The following is a 19,130-nucleotide window of genomic DNA, read 5'->3' on the forward strand; positions in this document are numbered from 1 at the left end:
TATTTTTTACTTTACATACTAGGGGAGATCGTACCGTTTTTAAACATGTACGATAAAACTCTTTCGAGCTAATTCAACGCCATTAAGATCTTTAGCAGTAATAACATATTGCCCAGGTACTAACTCTTGTTCATTTTCAAAGTGCCAACCTAAAAATATATCTGCAGCACTATAACCATTTTGTGTCCACTGCACGGTATTGGTAATATAGTGTTGTTTTTCTTCATCCCAAACAGGATGCAGTACTGTCACTTGGTGTGTACTCACTTTAGGCGCCAAATCAGGTAGGCACGATGTAAAGCGAAGACCAATATACATGCCCAATTCTACTGTCACCTCTATCGCCTGCTCTATACAGACAGGATCAGTTGCTACTTTTAGCTCAGTCCCTTTTATCGGTTCAGTATTACCTAACATTTTGTATATTCCATAATCAACAATCTTTGTTGGAATAAAATGAGGGCTAATCAATCTGCGCTTTTCCACCAATCGATAAACATGCTCTTTAACACGTGTATTCTCGCTCGTTCCGAAAGACAAGATTAAATCTTTAAAGCGAAGGTGTTCCGATAAACTATCAAGAATCTCTATCTGTTGTTTTACTTTCAATCGACTAATAGCCTCTCTCATATCAACAGCATCTACCAACTTCTTCAACAAGAACATATCTTCCTCTTCCAGCAACCAAAACATAACAGCAGTTGGGTCTACTTTGAAATTCAATAACATCGCAAAGTATTTAACCTCATGAATATCTAAGTGAAGTTTTAATCCTTCTCTAGGAGACACTAAAGCCAACATATTGAGTAAAGCACCTTGAGATTGTATCGGCATCTTTAACAAAACATCTTCAATACTGAAGTCATAAAAACCATCGTCTTGTAAAAATTCATAATAATAAATACCAAAGCGGAAAAAACGCTCTGTCTCTGGTGTTAATACACCTGTATTTAGATACTGATAAGCCAACTCCTTACCTCTACTTACATAGTCGGAAGTAGTCAGTATATCCATATCAAACTTATATTTCTCAGCAAGCTCTCCTTCTAAAACAATAACATTACACTTGGCTTGGTTAATATCTTCTCTTTCAATGTTTTCTTTGATATATACTAAAGTATCTAACCCATAAATTGGCTTATATACTCTTGCTATCTTCTCTACGACAATATAGTTCCACTCTGTACTATCGTCAAAACACTTACTAAGATATTCTTTGACCTCTGGAGAACTATAAGTACCCACCTGCCCCTGTTCGACAAAGTCACACCACTCTGGGAAGTCATTCCATTTTGTCCACTCAATATATTGATATTCAATCTTGTCATAATCCAACCAATTCTTCAAATAATCCAAAGGGTATTGAATTTTCAAACGTTGACTTAATTCATTTTGTAAACGCACTTGCATAAAATCAAGGAAATAAGAACTAAAGTCTTGATCTGGATAATAACTAGCTAGATCTTTAAAGAATACCACTTGTCGCTCCGTAGAAACTAAAGCAAGACCTTCTTTAAAAGCATTGACCTTTTCTTCATCTTGGGTGTTCTGTGAATCATCACCGTTGCAAAAAAACGATGAACCAAATTCCTTAGCAATAGTTTGATAAAACGGTGTCTCTTCAATAGAACACTCTGCTGTCAAACGATCAATAATTGTTCCCCAATACCCTCTATCAGATAATCCTTGTGCTTTGAAGATAGCCAGTTTTTCTACTAACTGGTCCGTAGACATTTGCTCATATCTCTCTGGCTTATATCCTTTAAGCAACATACATGAAGTACGTATAGGTGCTAAATAAAACGCTAACTCTAAAAAACGTTTTAATTGACTAGCATAGACAGACTCCGCATCAATGAGTTGCTGCGTATATGCCACCCACAATAGTTTCTGTGTATGATCACTTCGATTAGCCAGCCACTCTATTTCGGGCTGATCTTTAGATACTGGTCTATCATCAACTGTTATATACTGATCTATTAATTTATAAATATAAACCTTACTCGCTACCTCATCGAATGCTATTCCATCGACGACAATAGTTCCCTTACTAAAGTAATCTTTCAATGCATTAACCTTAGGCAAAGCCTCTTGAATCTCTGCGATATTCTGCTTGTTTAAACTATTCTCAGTCTTGTTGACGACCATATTAATAAGATAGGTCTTCGGCAACTCTGTATTATCGTAAAAATCATGAAATAACAAGTCTAGTACACAAGTCTCAACATACTGCATACAAGCCTTAGTAAGCGTATCAGAACGATTATTTTGTTTGTCTAAATACACAATATGATTCGCTAAAACAGCCATTTCTGTTGCCCCAAATTTGCGCATATTTAATAGAAAGTCGTCATCATCTTCATAGTCGGTATTAGGTAATACTAGAAACTTTTCGGGTATAACCTCTACAGCAAGTGCTCTATTAACCTCTATTAACTCCGCAATAGCATCTAATTGCTCTTGGTAGACATCATCATTATACCTTCCAAATGAAGCAAGGACATTTTCTAATTCCTTATCCCATGAAATGGCATAGCGTTCTCTAAACTCAAATACAGAACACAACTTGTATTTTTTAGCGCAAAGCTTCTCCACATCATCTTCAAAAGGATTACCATCATTTAAGACAAAAAACACATCTAAAAAGCGCAACAACATCTCAGCATCAAGCTCATTTTGACCATTTGCCTCTAAGTATTTCTTATACTTCTTGAATAATTTCTTCAAAACCTGAGCCAACTCCTCCCAAAGACTTTCCATATCATATATGAAATCAAAACCTTTTAGCAACTCTTGCTTACTATACTGCAAATGTCTAAATATGTTGACTTTTTCTATTTGCGGTAATTTGTCAATGCTCTGCTTACCGACAATATAATTCCACAATACCTCTCCATTAGTTAACTGATCTTTAAAAAAAGCTTCCCAACCAAGAAATGGATTCTTCAGCTCTTTACTTTTTGGTTTTTTGAATTGATTTAGCTTCTTATCCTTGCCAATAGCTACCAGAGCTTGTTCACCTACTTTTTCGCAGACATAAGTTGTTAACTGTTCTACCTCTTGATAGGCAGGTAAACTAACAAAGGTATGTTCCATAAAAGCATATACATCAAAGTCATCATCCCAACTATTGTATGGGTGCTCACTAGCTAATATATCCATGACAAAATCCTGAATAGGATTACTTACCTGGTCATCTGGGTGATTTGAACGCTTCAGATAAGGCATATTTTCAAAGCGCTCAACCAAAGCGTCTTTAAACGCCTGATAATTAGATTCATTTTCTCTAATATATTTTAATAACTCGAAAGAGCGTCCTTCTATTTTTTCATACGTTCCGTATTCTGTAGAATATCCAAGCATTTGCTCACGTATCTCACCGTAATCACAATAGCAAAACGCCTTGAGCAAATACGTATAATTCTCCTGCTTTTCCGTCCAACTTCTCATCAATATACGAGCCTCTGGCATGTGCTCATCATCCCAATAAGGAACATAAAAACAACCCAACAAATAACCGTATTCAGGATAAGTGCGTACAGACAAATAAATTGGTTCAAGACCAAATGGTTGCTCACAAGTAATCCACATCTCTGACGAATCATTAAGCCTTCTAGCAAAAAGCCCTATGACCTCACAAGCTTTAAGTACCTCCTGCTTTAATTCAGCAAATGTATTGGCTATAGCAAAAAACAAAGTCTCCGTCAACAGTGACTCTACTAGATTAGTCTCTTCAGCGGGACGAAAACAAGAAATAATTTCTTTGGTCAATGCCTGCTCAATCATTGGATGATCGTTAAAAATAGCTAACTCAATAGTTTCTCTATTGGGTCTAAACTGAATCACACAATAGTTTTGCACAAAACCTTTGTTATCAATCAGTAATTCACAGTATTGATTCAAAGCTTGCTTTATAGAAGCAGGATCATCAATTACGTAATCTATAATGTATTTAGGTGGAAATTCTTCGTATGCCATCTCTTTATTTTTGAAAGAAACTTATCGACTCACAATATCAAAATTGTAAACCTATAATAACTTATTTTTATTTTATTAATTTAAATATGCTCTAACTTTTCTTGATTGATCATCAGCAAAAAGCGCTAAATAAGAAGCTAATTCTTCGTGCTTTTTAATCAGAACAACAAGTTTTATGCGTTGCTTTACTCCTGAGTTCGGAAGAAATGCAGGTAATGCCCCTTGCTTGATAAACTCAACCACTTGATCTTGATACACTTCGATATCTTCATATCTCAATAAGAAACTCAACCAATGGTTCGTATCTGTCTCAAATGGCAATAAGTTCTCTAACAACATTCTAGGGGCATTTTCTTCGGCTAAGTCCATTAAGCGACTATTCATCTCATCAGAAAACGCTAAGTAATCTTCTATACGTTCTTGCTTTGACTCAACCAAACTTCTAACGTAAGCATAGTTGAGATACTCTTCTGCTATTTCAAAACCATCAGGGCTATGATTAAGCAATAACTTCATCAAGTGCTCTTGCTTTTCTTTGTCTAACGACCAATAGTGCTGACCGATACTTGTCATTTTATATTTAGGAGATCCTGTATCTAAGTCAAATACAGGAATATCTTTTTTCATAAGTACCAACATGTCCGCTAAAGCGAAAGTACCACTCATATAATCTGTAAATCGCTGTATCAACTCGTCAATGATCACTTGATCTCGACTACTTGAATTAATAGAGAAAAAAGTTTTCATACATCGATCAAAAGACTCCGGCTGATCAAAGGTGAAACGCGGGTGTCTCAGTGCTAGATTGACAAAAAACTTAATGCGTTCATGTTCATGAATATAATACATTCCCTTATCTAACGCAATTGCTTTTCTCTTTCTTGCCCCACCAATCATACCTCCATCTTCATCATCTATCTCATCATACAAATCTAACCAGGTTAGATACTCTGCTACATCACACGGATCAGCAATACTATGTTTTGATTGTGCTTGTGTCATTTGAAAAGCATACAGCTGGTCTACAGGTACTTTAGCTCTTTTTAAATCCTCATAGAAGCGTTCTCCTGCTTGATAATCGTCAAAAGCTATAACCGACATATCATCTGAATATACTTTCCCTATCAGCTTAAAAATACGTTGAGGAGCTAAAGCAACCAATACTTTAAATATTCTATCTGCATGTGAGCTAATTGGAGGCATCAGACCACGCATCCAATAAGCACATAAAACAAAAGACTGAAAACTATCTCCTCTTTTAAACAAGCTATAACTCTTCTGATGCTCAGAAATTGCATTAAATACAAACGGACCTCTATAACACTCTTCTCTATAAAGTGATTTTTCTAAAAGGGCAACTACTTGCTCTTGACTAGCCTCAGGGGTATTGGGGTTGACAAAGTAATCTTTAATAAGTTTCTTTTGTTCTTTCGTAATTCGATCAGTATCTAACGAATCCTTTAATTTTTCATACGCTTTCTCCCAAGGCCCTTCTTTCACAAACTCTAATAGAGCGCCTGTATAATCGTCGAAGTGCATACTGGCTCTATCTAATGACAAAAGATAAGCTGCTAAAGTAATAGCTCCAACCTTGTCTCTCTTCCAATCTGAGCAGTCATAAGCCTCTCTTCCTCTCTGCTTAATAACTTTGTTAATATACTTTAAAGCATCATTATCATTGGTATAACCTGTAATCCCAAAACTAGTTAACTTTAGCTTCTTTTCCTTTTTCTTATCTCCTTTAATACCTTTTTTACTATATCGCGCATAGAATTCATCTTTCGTTAATAGCACATTGTCCTCTTGATCTTCTTCTCCTGTCAAAACTACTTCTATACCCTTGCCTAGTTTTTTTACTCCTAACAATCGGAAAAAGACATCTAGTATACGTAAGAACATTTCTTCATTAGTAGTAAAACTAGTCTGTAAAGTTGCTTTTTCATTGTCTTTTTTACTAAAAATTCGAGAGATGAAGTTTCTAGTATATTGTATATCCTCTTGCTGCTCATCATCATTTAATAAATCATAAATTACGCTATTTAAGATAGAGTCTAATGAATCATTAATCTCAGACTCTGGATCTATTTTATTGAGGTAATAAAACATCTGATAATAGAAGTTTCTAGCGTGCTGCTTAGCTATAGGCAACAATTCTGTCTTAACGATATCCTCTAATATTTCAGGATTATCGCCTTGTTCAATAAAGTTCCAAAGCTGCTCACCACGATCCAAGGCTAAGATAAACTCTTTTAAATTTCTTACTCCATCTCCTTTATACGAGTCTTTTTTAAAGAACTCACTCATATCAATTTCTAATTGAGCACTTTCATCATATCTAACAAGTAGCCTACCTACCTTCGCTTCTACATACTCCTGCAAGTCCATTGCTTCATTCTCTAAAGTATCCGTAATAAAGAAGGTCTGTAAATCTTGTTGATATTCATCATCTTCTTCATTGTAATCCTCTGAAGCCAGTAAGGTGATATACAAGTCAAGAACAGGGTTTTGTTGCTCTATACGCTCCTCACGGGAATACATTAAAACAGGCTCTTGTTTAAAGCGTTCTAAAACTTCTTCTTTAAACCATTCATATTCAGCTGGATTAGCCTTTAAGTGGTTTAATAAGCTAGGTAAGCTTGTATCTAATAATGCTGTATAATCTTCATTCCACTGATCAGGAAGCGTATCCATATATATTCTGAAATGCTGGTTATCACACCATATATATGCCTTAATCATATCTCTACTCCACCCATACTTCTCAACTAAAGTATATAAAAACTTCTCATAACCTGATAGGTGCTCACTGTCCCAATATGGAATCATGTATTGCCCCACTAAGTAGGCATACTCAGGATAAGTATAAGCTACCATAAAAAGTGCCTCGACACCAAATATATTCATATCATCTACCCAAACTGCATCTGTATCATTTCGCCCTCTCATCAAAGCTACCATCGCCTTTGCCGTCTCAACTATTGAAGATTTAAGTTCTGGGTGCTCTAAAACCGAAGCGAAAAAGATAGCTTCCGAAATATATACTTCTGTCTGGTCTGTAATCTCATCTGTAAAATAAGTATCTTCCGAACCAAAGCTAAGCGCTAGTTTTAACAGCTCTTGATTCGCTACATCCCATACCTGTAATCGCCTTAATCCCTCTTTAGTTTTTGCTTGAAACTCTACATCAAACATACCAAACAAACCATGGGTAAATGCAAGATTGTCATCTAACAACTGTCTATATGCATTCAATGCAATTTTCATTGATTCAGCATTTCCTAACTCAAAGGGGATAACTTTACTCTTATCAAATTGATTCATCTACGATCTTATTTCGAAATTTATATATTTCAAAAATAGAAACTTCTTTTTAGTAATATACAGACTTATATTAGGTAAAGTGCTATATCACGGAATTAGGGGATACGAGTGTAAATGAGAAATAAGGGCGTGTAAATTCTTATAGACGAAAAGCAGTTTGGTATGTAATCTTGTAGTTTTGTAATAATAATCGGAGGGCTATGTTTTTAGGCCTCCGATTACTTTATCATTTCTCCTTTTTTATTAGGGGTTTCTTCTTATAAAATCAGATACAAAATAACTCAAGCTTTTTGCAATGGTGGGGTTTTGCGAAGTGATGGCTTCACAAATATGTAAATAGACAACATCTTGTTTTCTAGCTATATTTAGAAAACCTCTAATGTTAGTAACGCTAAATCCGGTAGGAGTTATGGCGCTGCTGTTAAAGTTTTCTATAGCGTCGCAGTCTATTTCTAGCCCGTAATAATCATCTAGAAAATCGGAAGTTTTTTTATACTTAACCAGCTTTTCTAAGTGTGAGAGGTGTAGCATATCTTCAAAAAGGACATATTCGATATGATTATCGGTATCCATTGCATCAAAAATATAAGTTGGGGTATAGTTTTTATGTAAACCAAAAACGGCATATTTAGCTAAATATTTTCGGTCTTTGGCAAAACTAAAACCATTACCACTATGCCTATAATTAATTGCACGAAGATCGGTATGGGCATCTATGTTTAGTACGTTAATACTACGTTCTAGGCCTAAAGATGTTCCTTTTATAATCCCGTAGGCGTTATTATGCCCACCGCCAATTGCAATAGGAATTTTGTTGGCACGAACAATTTTAGTAACAACTTCTGTAACAACATCATCAATAGCATCTACAATGCTACCTAATTTTTCAGGCTCTTGAATTTTTGCAGCATCGGTTATAAAAGCATCGGTATTAATGTGCCCTAAAAGAATGCAATTTTCGGGGTTATTAAACTTGTTCTTTTGAATGTTTAAAAAACTAGATAGGAAATCGTTCCATGTACTTCTTGCGCCTTCTTTTCCGTAATTGGCACGTACGCCTATATCTTCGGGGATTCCGAAAATAACGTATTCTGCAGGATGGTTTTCTAGGTCATTTAAGTCTGTTAAGGTAATTATTTCTTCCCCTAGTTTTGTTTCCCCAGCTCTAGGGGTAACATATTTAGCAAGGTCTGTTGGTGAATAAAGGCAAAGGTTAGTCATATTAATAGGTAATAAATTTTCCGTCTAAAATAATTTGATCAATATGGTTATTTCCAAACGAGTAGGGTAGGAATCCGTAGGATGGAATTTTATCGGTAATTATTAAATTTGCTTTTTTGTTTTTAGTAATACTTCCTAAGGTATCACTTACTCCCATGGCATAAGCGGCATTTATAGTTGCAGCATTAATGGCTTCTTCTGGGGTTAATTTCATTTTTATACAAGCCAGAGATACTACAAGATTCATGTTTCCGCTTGGTGTTGTTCCTGGGTTGTAATCTGTTGCTAGGGCTAGAGGCAAGCCTTTATCTATTATTTTACGAGCTGGTGCATAAGGAATTCCTATAAATAAAGAACAAGAAGGTAAGGCAACTGGCATTGTTTGGGTGTTTTTTAAGGTATTATAATCTTCTTCTTGCATAATTTCAAGGTGGTCTACACTTAACGCATTTTGTTTTACACTTTCTTGGATACCCCCAATGGCGTTAAATTGATTTACATGTACTTTTCCTTGTAAACCAACAGCAGCTCCCGCTTCTAATATATTTTTGGTGTCTTCTACAGTAAAGTAACCTTTTTCGCAAAAAATATCTATATAGTCTGCTAGTTTTTCTTTGGCAACAACAGGGAGCATATCTTTTATAATGTGTTCTACATAAGCCTTACTGTTGTGAAAAGATTTTGGTACGGCATGGGCGGCAAGAAATGTACTTTTAATGCTAATAGGATAGTTTTCTTTTAAGCGTTTAATAACTCGAAGAATTTTTAATTCCGCTTCGGTGGTTAATCCATAGCCCGATTTAATTTCTATGGCACCTGTTCCCATTTTAATTACTTCCTCTAGGCGAGCAGCAGCTTCTTTGTATAGTTGGTCTTCTGGGGTTTCCTGAAGTTTTTTTGCACTGTTTTTAATTCCTCCACCTTTTTTGGCAATTTCCTCGTAGGTGAGTCCGTTTATACGGTCTACAAACTCCTGTTCTCTATTTCCTGCATAAACAAGATGCGTATGAGAGTCTACCCAAGAAGGAAGCACCATTTTCCCATTAAGATCTACTTGTTGCTCATAAGCTATCGCAGGCATATCTTCCATGCTTCCGTAATTGCTAATTTTTCCATCCTCAATTAAGAGCCAAGCGTTTTTTATGCTAGGAAGCGTTTTCATTTCCTCGCCTTTTAAAAACTTGTTATTTAGGTGTTCACGTACTTGGATTAATTCTTTAATATTATAGAGTAATGTTTTCATAATAGTTTTTCTATTGAAGATTTTAAATGTATAAAAAAATATAGAAATCAACTTGAAAAAAGCCAGTATTCCTACAAAAAATGAAGTGTATTTGTTTTTGTTATTAAAACATTCTTTGTGTATAAATTTAATTTATTGAGGTATTGTTATAAATGACTAAAAAGCTTGTTTTTCTCGGGAAATAAGTTATATTTTTGAAGCAGATAACAAGTAGTATAACTATTAATTTTAAAAACAAAAAAACATGTCAATTGTAGGTCAACAGTTTCCAGATTTAACCGTAAACGCCATGAATGAAATGGGCGATACATTTACTATCAATGTACTAGAAGAAGCAAAAAAGAACAATAAAAAAGTAGTATTGTTTTGGTATCCAAAAGACTTTACATACGTATGTCCTACCGAACTTCATGCTTTTCAGGCTGCTTTACCAGAGTTTGAAAAAAGAAATACGATTGTAATTGGAGCGTCATGCGATACTGCCGAGGTGCACTTTGCATGGTTAAACACTTCTAAAGACAATGGCGGGATAGAAGGAGTAACTTATCCTATCCTAGCAGACTCTAATCGTAACTTAAGCATGCGTTTAGGAATTTTAGATGCAGAAGAAAGATTTAACGAAGAAACAGGAGAAATTACCTTAGAAGGAGATAACGTAACATACCGTGCTACTTATTTGATAGATGAAGAAGGAGTTGTTTTCCACGAAGGGGTAAACCACATGCCATTAGGACGTAACGTAGATGAGTTTATTCGTATGATTGATGCGTATACGCATGTACAGAAAAACGGAGAGGTATGTCCTGCAAACTGGGAAGAAGGAAAAGACGCTATGAAAGCCGATAGAGAAGGTGTAGCTTCTTATTTAGCAAGTCACTAAAATTATACATAAGGCTGTTTAATTTTAGGATTAAACAGCCTATTTTATATCAAAAAATAACATTATGAAAGAATTAGAACAAGATAACTTAAGCCAAATTGTAGCCGAAAACGATACTGTAATTGTACAATATATGGCAGGATGGTGCGGAAATTGCCGCTTGATGAAACCTAAATTTAAAAAACTAGCTACAGAAACAGCTAATGCTACCTTTATAATGGTAGATGCCGAAAAATTTCCAGAGTCTAGAAAATTAGCTACAGTAGATAATTTACCAACATTTGCAACGTTTAAAAACGGAAGTTTTGTAAACCAAGTGCAAACCAATAAACTAGAACCTTTAAAAGCCTTAGTAGATGAAGTTACCAGTAATTAAACATTTGCAAAAAAATAACACTAAAGAAGAACTAGAAAACACCGTTAAGGTACTAGAAAGCTTTACCGAACATCGCTCAGTAACCGATCAAGATTTAGACGTAATAGGAGAATTACTTACCAATTTGTGTGGAGCGGTAGAAGTACACCAAATGATAGAACAAGGTGTGCCAGAACGTGAGGCTGCTAAAAATTTTGTAAATAAAGTAATGGGAGCCATAGATCGGTAACACAAAATAACGACAATGCAAAAAAGTTGGCTTCTTGCCAACTTTTTTTATTTCTGCGGTTTTTTATATACTATCTTTGAAAGAAAAAGAAACTTGAAACCTAAAAAAACAACTTATTTTAAAGGCCGAATTTTATCAGGAGTTTATGCCTGTAAAGGTATTTTAATATTGCTAAAAAAGGAGCGAAACATACAAGTGCAGTTTGTTATCGCAATACTAGTAACGGTAATGGGGTTTTATTATCACATAACCCCTGTAGAATGGAGCTTGCAATTATTATCTATAGGATTAGTTATAGGGTTAGAGGCCTTTAATACAGCACTCGAGGAAATGGCCAATTTTATACAACCAACTTATCATGAATATATAAAGAAAATAAAAGATATAGCTGCTGCAGCAGTTCTTTTCGCTGCGATTGTAGCTTTTGTTGTAGGGGTTTTAATTTATTATCCTTATCTTTTTACATAAAATAAAACCTAAAATCCTACGATTAGAATAAGCATAATTATTTTAGGTGTAAAACTAATTTGTATTTTTGCACACTAACCCTTCATCATTAATGGCACAGAAAAAGAAAAAAACAACAACAACAACAAAAACAAAATCGCTACGCGAAAGGTTTTCTTTATCGAAGAAGCAACGTGTTATCTTAGGCTTGTTTTTGTTGTTTTTAGGGCTCGCAATGCTACTTGCTTTTGTATCGTTTCTTCTGGATTGGAAATCAGACCAAAGTATAGTAGGGCATATCGAAAACCGAGATTTAGAAGCTAAAAATTGGTTTAGTAAATTTGGGGTAGAAATAAGTCATTTTTTTGTATATCAAGGTTTTGGGGTTGCCTCTTTCTATTTAGCCGTTTTAACTTTTTTAACAGGCTTCTACTTGTTTTTAGGTATATCGTTACAAAAATTAAAATCGTTTTGGTTTTGGGGAACCAGCATGATGCTCTGGCTATCGGTAGTATTTGGTTTCTTAGGTGAAGAAAACCCAATTCTTGGTGGAGTAGTAGGTTATGAAATGAATGATTTCCTTCAGGACTACTTAGGCTTTGCAGGAACCCTATTTTTATTGCTATTTTTAGTAATTGTTTATATGATAATTAGGCTTAATGTAACTCCAGATAAACTAGGGAACTACATTAAACGTACTAAAAAAGAAATAAAAACAGACCTAAATACCGTTTCAACCACGACCAATGCCGAAAGTGAAAATGTACAAACGTCAGAAAAACCTACAGAGGAGGAACTTATTGCAGAATTTTTAAATGTAAAGGAAGAAGAAAAACCTCAAGAAGAAATAACACTTAACGCAAAGGAGTCTACTTTTTCAGAAGAACAAAAAATATTTCCTACTTCAGAAAAAATAATCATTAAAAACGATGATGATGTAACAGATGTTGCCATGGAAGTAGAAACCGTTAAAGAAGAAGAGGAAGCCCCAGAAACCTTAAGTGAAAAGCTGGTAAAAGATTTTGGAGAATTTGATCCTACATTAGAGTTAAGTAATTATAGATTTCCAACCATAGACCTGTTAAAAGATTACACAGAAGGAGGTAGCATTACAATAGATCAAAAAGAACTGGAGGAAAATAAAGACAATATTGTAAATACCCTTAAAAATTATAAAATAGATATTGCTCAGATAAAAGCAACGGTAGGTCCTACGGTAACTTTATATGAGATTGTCCCCGCAGCAGGAATTAGAATTTCTAAAATTAAAAACTTAGAAGACGATATTGCCTTATCACTTTCGGCTTTAGGAATTAGGATTATTGCACCAATACCAGGTAAAGGAACCATTGGGATAGAGGTGCCAAATAAAAAAGCCAATATCGTATCCATGCGTTCGGTAGTTGCGTCGTCTAAATTCCAAAAAGCAGAGATGGAATTGCCCATAGCCATGGGGAAAACCATTTCTAACGAGACTTATGTAATCGATTTAGCGAAGATGCCACACTTGCTTATGGCAGGAGCAACAGGCCAAGGTAAATCTGTAGGTTTAAATGCAATATTAACCTCCTTGTTATATGCCAAACATCCGGCAGAAGTAAAATTTGTTTTGGTAGACCCTAAAAAGGTAGAGCTAACCTTGTTTAATAAAATAGAACGCCATTATTTAGCTAAACTACCAGATGCAGAGGAAGCTATTATAACCGATAATACAAAAGTGATAAACACATTAAATTCACTTTGTATAGAAATGGACCAACGCTACGATTTGCTTAAAAATGCAATGGTGCGTAACATAAAAGAATACAACCAAAAATTTAAAGCAAGAAAATTAAATCCTGAAGAAGGACACCGCTTTTTGCCTTATATTGTTTTGGTGGTCGATGAGTTTGCAGATTTAATTATGACTGCCGGAAAAGAAGTAGAAACACCCATTGCTCGTTTAGCACAGTTAGCAAGAGCAATAGGAATACACTTAATTATAGCCACACAACGTCCATCGGTAAATGTAATTACAGGGATGATAAAAGCCAATTTCCCAGCTCGTATAGCCTTTAGAGTAACTTCCAAAATAGATTCTAGAACAATTTTAGATGCAGGAGGAGCCGAGCAACTTATAGGTAGGGGAGATATGCTGTATACACAAGGAAATAACCTAACCAGGTTACAGTGTGCCTTTGTAGATACTCCAGAGGTAGAAAAAATTACAGAGTATATAGGAAGTCAAAAAGCTTATCCCGACGCCTTATTGCTGCCAGAATATGTAGGCGAAGAAAGTGGCACAGGAGTTGATATAGACATCAGCGAACGCGATAAACTATTTAAGGATGCCGCCGAAATTATTGTAACCGCTCAACAAGGCTCGGCATCTTTATTACAGCGAAAATTAAAGTTGGGCTATAATAGAGCCGGAAGAATAATAGATCAACTAGAAGCTGCAGGAATAGTAGGTCCGTTTGAAGGAAGTAAAGCCAGACAAGTGTTGGTACCAGATTTAATAGCACTGGAAGAATTATTAAATAACGAATAAATAAAAATAGATTTATGAAAAAAATAGCCTTATTAAGCCTTAGCCTTTTATTGAGTCTTGGGATGTTTTCGCAACAAGACCCACAAGCAAAAAAACTACTAAATGAAGTCTCGGCAAAGGTGAAGAGCTATCAAAATATGTATATAGATTTTGATTATATACTACAAAATACAGCGGAAAATATAGAGCAAAAAACAAGAGGCGAAGTATCTTTACAAGAAGAAAAATACCGATTAAACCTTATGGGAGCAATACGGTTATTTGATGGGAAAAAACTATACACCATTATCCCCGAAGATGAAGAAATAACCATTTCTGCCTATAATGCCACCGATGATAAAGATATTACCCCTTCTAAAATGCTTACTTTTTATGAAAAAGGCTACAACTATAAGTGGGATATTGTACAAAATGTAAAAGGACGAAAAATACAATACATTAAATTATCACCTATAGATTCTAATGCAGAAATAAAAGATATTCTTTTAGGGATAGACCAGCAAACAAAACACATTTATAAGCTAATACAAACACAGGATAACGGTACAAAAATTACAATAAAAGTAAATAGCTTTAAAACCAACCAACCTTTATCACCAAATCTTTTTAACTTTGACAAAAGTAAATATCAAGGCTACTATATTAACGAATTAGATTAAGATTCTCTTGAAAATTTTAGACAGGTATATTCTCTCAAGTTTTATAAAAACCTTTCTAGCGGTTTTTTTAATTCTTATGTTTATTTTTGTTCTTCAAGGTGTGTGGTTGCACATTGATGAACTTGCAGGAAAAGATTTAGATTATGAAATTGTAGCCAAATTTCTCTTCTACCTCATTCCCATTTTTGTACCCATGGTATTGCCGCTAACCATTTTGGTTACCTCGATAATGACTTTTGGAAGCTTTTCTGAAAATTATGAATTTGCCGCCATGAAATCTTCAGGAATTTCCTTGCAACGCGCCATGAGAGGCTTAACACTTTTTATAGGCGTGCTAAGTATTGTAGCTTTTTTCTTTGCCAATAATGTTATTCCGTGGGCAGAGTACAAGTCTATAAACCTGCGTTATAACATTCGAGATATGAAGCCTGCTATGGCCATTGTAGAAGGATCTTTTAATCAGTTGGGCGATATTAATATCAAGGTAAAAGAAAAATCAGGAGAGAACGATCAGTATTTATCCGATGTTATTATTCATAAAAATAAACCCAATCGAAAAGGGAATTATACTGTAATAAAAGCAGAACGAGGAGAACTAACCAGTGGTAAAAGTACCGATATTCTATCACTTATTTTATATAACGGAAACTATTACGATGAGTTGCTTCCTAAAGATTACCAAGAGCGCCAACGTAAACCTTATGTAAAAAGCTATTTTGAGCAATACCGCATTAATATAGACTTATCTAGTTTTAATGAAGTAGATTTTGAAAAAGAAGACCGAAGTTCACAAAAAATGCTCGATGTCTCTGAACTTAAAATCTCTATAGATTCTCTTTCTCAGGATTTAAACGAAACTAAAACCGATTTTACCCAAAATATTCTCCTACGTAGCGGAATAAAGCAGCTTGGAGAAAACCCTAAACGTACAGTAAACAAAACAAACATAGTAACACAAAAAACGAACGATACAACTACGTATAAAATTACAAACATAGAAGAGTTTTTTGCCTCTTATAGCACACGGCAACAACAACAGATTATGAATATCGCAGCAGGAGCTGTACGCGGAACAGTCTCTAACATTTCTGGTAAAAAGCAAATTCTTAGAAATAAAGTAAGGCATATTAACAAAACAGAAATTCAGCTGCATGAAAAGTATGCACTAGCCGTAGCCTGTTTTGTTCTGTTTTTTGTAGGAGCACCATTAGGAGCTATTATCAGGAAAGGAGGTTTAGGTTTACCTATGGTAATAGCTATATTACTGTTCTTAACTTATCACTTTATAGGTATTTTTGCCAAAAATAGCGCAGAAGATAATACCGTTAGTCCTTTTGTGGCGGCATGGATATCAACACTAATTATGTTACCCTTAGGTGTTTACTTAACCTATCGCGCAACAACAGATCAAGGTTTTGTAAATACCGATGGCATTACAGAACCCGTTAAAAAATTCTTCGGAAAACTTTTTATAAACAAGCAAGACAAGAAATAGATTACTACCTTTGTAGGCATATTAAAAAGAATAAATTTATGGCAGAGCAATCCGTTAAAAATCGTTTTAAATTAAACACCATTACCGAAGCAATAGAAGATATACGAGCAGGAAAAATGGTAATTGTGGTAGATGATGAAGACCGTGAAAATGAAGGCGATTTTATTGCAGCTGCAGAAAAAGTAACGCCAGAAATGATTAATTTTATGGCTACACATGGGCGCGGACTAATCTGCGCACCACTTACCGAAGATCGCTGTGAAGAATTAGACTTAAACCTAATGGTTTCTAACAATACAGTGTTACACCATACACAATTTACAGTTTCGGTAGATTTAATAGGCTATGGTTGTACCACAGGAATATCTGCCCATGATAGAGCAAAAACTATCGAGGCATTGGTTAAGCCAGATATTAAAGCACACGAACTAGGGCGCCCTGGGCACATCTTCCCTTTAAGGGCTAAAAATGGAGGTGTACTTAGACGTACGGGGCATACCGAAGCTGCTGTAGATTTGGCTCGTTTAGCAGGCCTACAGCCCGCAGGAATTTTGGTGGAAATACTTAACGAAGACGGGACAATGGCACGTTTGCCACAACTGGTAGAAGTAGCTAAGAAATTCGATTTAAAACTTATTTCTATCGAAGATTTAGTAGCCTACCGTATGCAAAATGATTCTTTAATCAACAAAAAAGAAGATTTTGAAGTTACAACCCGTTTTGGTAATTACAGGCTTAGAGCTTATAAACAAACTACCAACGGGCAAGTACATATAGCATTAACTAAAGGCAGTTGGACAGCAGAGGAGCCAGTGCTTGTTCGTGTAAATTCAACCTTGGTAAATAATGATATTTTAGGAACATTAACCAATAATGCCGATAAAAAGCTTGATGATATGTTTACAGCATTAAATAAAGCAGAAAAAGGGGTTATTGTTTTTATTAATCAGGAAAATTCCAATTATAACCTTATTAATAGATTAGAAGCCTTGAAAGAAAACCAAGCAAACGGAAACATGAAGGCGCCAAGCCTAGCTATGGATAATAAAGATTTTGGTATTGGGGCACAAATTTTACACGATTTAGGTATTCATAAAATCAAATTGCTTTCTAATTCTCAACAACAAAAAAGAGTAGGAATGATAGGTTATGGTTTAGAGATTACCGAGTATGTTTCGTATTAATTAAAGTTATTCAAGAATTTTATATTATTAGGTAATTTCTAAAACAACTTCATTTAAAGGGCGACGTACTTTTTTTAAATCAGCAAAAAAATCATCAGTTGCTCGGTAACCTATTGGTAACACCAAAGTTGCTTGTAAGCCTTTTTGGTTAAGTTTTAGAATATCGTTATACTTTTTAGATTCAAACCCTTCCATAGGGCAAGCATCAATGTTTTCCTGAGCACAAACGGTTAGTAAATTTCCTAAAGCTAAATATACCTGATTGGTTGCCCAAGTAGCGATTTCGGCAGTAGATTTTTTTTCAAACATATCGATAAGAAAATTGCGGTAAGGTTCTAGAATAGTATCGGGCGTATTTCTAATTTCCTTTGTTAAATCCTGAATTTTATTGATGTATGAAGTGTCTATTGTTTTCTCTATACATAAAACCAATACATGCGATGCGGTACCAATTTGTTTTTGATTATAGGTAGCTGCTTGTAGTTTTTCTTGTAGCGTTTTATTGCTAATTACCACCATTTTTAGGGGTTGTAATCCGTAAGAGGTAGCGGTAAGCCGGAAACTTTCTTTTAAAATATTTATTTTAGATTCGGTTAGAATCTTATTATTATCAAATTTTTTAGTGGCATACCGCCAATTCAAATTTTTAATACTGTCCATCCAATTGTTCTGTTTACCTGTAAAAGTACAAAGATATAAACCTTAATGGGTTTCTGTTAGGTATAATTATAGTAATAAAATTAATTTTCTTCTACAACAGTATAAGTCAAATGGTTAATTTCCGAGAGTCTAAAATAGCCTAGCGCATAATTATCTGGGTTTTGTTTATTAATAATATTTCCTCTAATGTTTGCAGGTGGGGTTGCAAATGGGTTTCCGCTGGTAGATTCTAAAATTAAATACATATAGTTATAGAATTGTTCTGAAATCCCTCTATGGGTAATTTCTACAAGGTCCCCAGGTTTTAAATCTTCGTGAGAAAAACTATCCTCTATTTCTTTTCCGTTTTGTAAGTCGTCATTCATTAGAATATACTCCCGATAATATAGGTGTTCTGTTTTAAAATCGGTAAGGTAATAATTGGTTTCATCTTCAGGGTCTTGATAAAAAATAGCGATAGAAATATCTTCGTTAGAAATACCTTTACCTGATTCTTGGATTACCTTGGTTATTTCTGGTACAGAGGTAAGGTTTTCTGTTGCCGTATATATTTGGTTATCTATTTCTACTGTTAGGGTGTATGTTTCGTTTAATTTGGGTATAAAATTATTACAAATATATTCTCCAGGTGTATTTGATTCGTGAAAACTAAAAATTTCGCCTGTACTGTTCTGAATTTCTACGATGGCATTAGAGACTTTTGGCGTAGTAGGGTTGTAATAATCGGTTAGGCGGCTTAGTTTTATTTTCTGGAAACTTCCGTCGGTTTCTTTTTGCCATTGTATTTCTGCATCGATAACAAGTTTGGGTTCGCCTGTTTTTAAATCAACTTCAATAACATCTTCACAGGAAAAAAGTAGGAAGGAAAAGAAAATGCTGAGGTATGTTAATGGAGATATTTTCATTT

14 protein-coding genes are annotated in these 19,130 nt (G+C 34.8%); 8 read left to right on the forward strand and 6 right to left on the reverse strand.

The window, feature by feature from the left end:
• Positions 1-39: 39 nt before the first annotated feature.
• The 4 genes from GGR32_RS08995 to hutI all read right to left on the reverse strand — a co-directional run bounded on the left by GGR32_RS08995 (position 40) and on the right by hutI (position 9,763).
• Positions 40-3,978 carry a hypothetical protein gene (locus GGR32_RS08995; protein WP_183477870.1) on the reverse strand — a complete coding sequence of 1,313 codons (3,939 nt, stop codon included), beginning with the start codon at positions 3,976-3,978 and terminating at the stop codon, positions 40-42.
• Positions 3,979-4,053: 75 nt separating this feature from the next.
• Positions 4,054-7,299 carry a hypothetical protein gene (locus GGR32_RS09000; RefSeq protein WP_183477871.1) on the reverse strand — a complete coding sequence of 1,082 codons (3,246 nt, stop codon included), beginning with the start codon at positions 7,297-7,299 and terminating at the stop codon, positions 4,054-4,056.
• Between the two features lie 243 nt (positions 7,300-7,542).
• A complete protein-coding gene (locus GGR32_RS09005) occupies positions 7,543-8,520 on the reverse strand; it encodes a formimidoylglutamase (RefSeq protein ID WP_183477872.1) in 978 nt (325 codons plus the stop codon).
• Position 8,521: 1 nt separating this feature from the next.
• The gene (gene hutI / locus GGR32_RS09010) at positions 8,522-9,763 is read right to left on the reverse strand and encodes an imidazolonepropionase (protein WP_183477873.1); all 1,242 of its coding nucleotides are present in this window, start codon (positions 9,761-9,763) and stop codon (positions 8,522-8,524) included.
• Positions 9,764-10,007: 244 nt separating this feature from the next.
• Between hutI and GGR32_RS09015 the strand changes: the two genes are divergently transcribed.
• The 8 genes from GGR32_RS09015 (at position 10,008) to ribB (ending at position 17,563) form a co-directional block, all read left to right on the forward strand.
• The gene (locus GGR32_RS09015; RefSeq protein ID WP_183477874.1) at positions 10,008-10,643 is read left to right on the forward strand and encodes a peroxiredoxin; all 636 of its coding nucleotides are present in this window, start codon (positions 10,008-10,010) and stop codon (positions 10,641-10,643) included.
• A gap of 61 nt (positions 10,644-10,704) precedes the next feature.
• Positions 10,705-11,019 (forward strand): thioredoxin domain-containing protein, encoded by a 315-nt coding sequence (locus GGR32_RS09020; protein WP_183477980.1) that lies wholly within the window; start codon positions 10,705-10,707, stop codon positions 11,017-11,019.
• Positions 11,000-11,248, forward strand: coding sequence for a DUF6952 family protein (locus GGR32_RS09025; RefSeq protein WP_183477875.1), 249 nt, complete (start codon positions 11,000-11,002; stop codon positions 11,246-11,248). Before GGR32_RS09020 ends, GGR32_RS09025 begins: the two co-directional genes overlap by 20 nt.
• 93 nt (positions 11,249-11,341) lie before the next feature.
• Positions 11,342-11,716, forward strand: a complete 375-nt coding sequence (locus GGR32_RS09030; protein ID WP_246415188.1) for a diacylglycerol kinase — start codon at positions 11,342-11,344, stop codon at positions 11,714-11,716.
• 91 nt (positions 11,717-11,807) lie between these two features.
• On the forward strand, positions 11,808-14,225 hold the full coding sequence (locus tag GGR32_RS09035) for an FtsK/SpoIIIE family DNA translocase (RefSeq protein WP_183477877.1): 2,418 nt from the start codon (positions 11,808-11,810) through the stop codon (positions 14,223-14,225).
• A 14-nt stretch (positions 14,226-14,239) separates the two neighbouring features.
• Positions 14,240-14,884, forward strand: a complete 645-nt coding sequence (gene lolA1, locus GGR32_RS09040; protein WP_183477878.1) for an outer membrane lipoprotein periplasmic chaperone LolA1 — start codon at positions 14,240-14,242, stop codon at positions 14,882-14,884.
• A 7-nt stretch (positions 14,885-14,891) separates the two neighbouring features.
• Positions 14,892-16,379, forward strand: coding sequence for an LptF/LptG family permease (locus GGR32_RS09045; RefSeq protein ID WP_183477879.1), 1,488 nt, complete (start codon positions 14,892-14,894; stop codon positions 16,377-16,379).
• 38 nt (positions 16,380-16,417) lie between these two features.
• Positions 16,418-17,563 (forward strand): 3,4-dihydroxy-2-butanone-4-phosphate synthase, encoded by a 1,146-nt coding sequence (gene ribB, locus GGR32_RS09050; RefSeq protein WP_183477880.1) that lies wholly within the window; start codon positions 16,418-16,420, stop codon positions 17,561-17,563.
• A 27-nt stretch (positions 17,564-17,590) separates the two neighbouring features.
• On the opposite strand, the gene GGR32_RS09055 is transcribed toward ribB, so the two are convergent.
• Together GGR32_RS09055 and GGR32_RS09060 are read right to left on the reverse strand one after the other, a co-directional pair.
• Positions 17,591-18,223 carry an NAD(P)H-dependent oxidoreductase gene (locus GGR32_RS09055; protein WP_183477881.1) on the reverse strand — a complete coding sequence of 211 codons (633 nt, stop codon included), beginning with the start codon at positions 18,221-18,223 and terminating at the stop codon, positions 17,591-17,593.
• Between the two features lie 80 nt (positions 18,224-18,303).
• Positions 18,304-19,128 carry a DUF4249 family protein gene (locus GGR32_RS09060; protein WP_183477882.1) on the reverse strand — a complete coding sequence of 275 codons (825 nt, stop codon included), beginning with the start codon at positions 19,126-19,128 and terminating at the stop codon, positions 18,304-18,306.
• Positions 19,129-19,130 lie beyond the last annotated feature (2 nt).

The sequence above is a fragment of the Mesonia hippocampi genome (assembly GCF_014197445.1).
GTDB classification, from domain to species: Bacteria; Bacteroidota; Bacteroidia; order Flavobacteriales; family Flavobacteriaceae; genus Mesonia; species Mesonia hippocampi.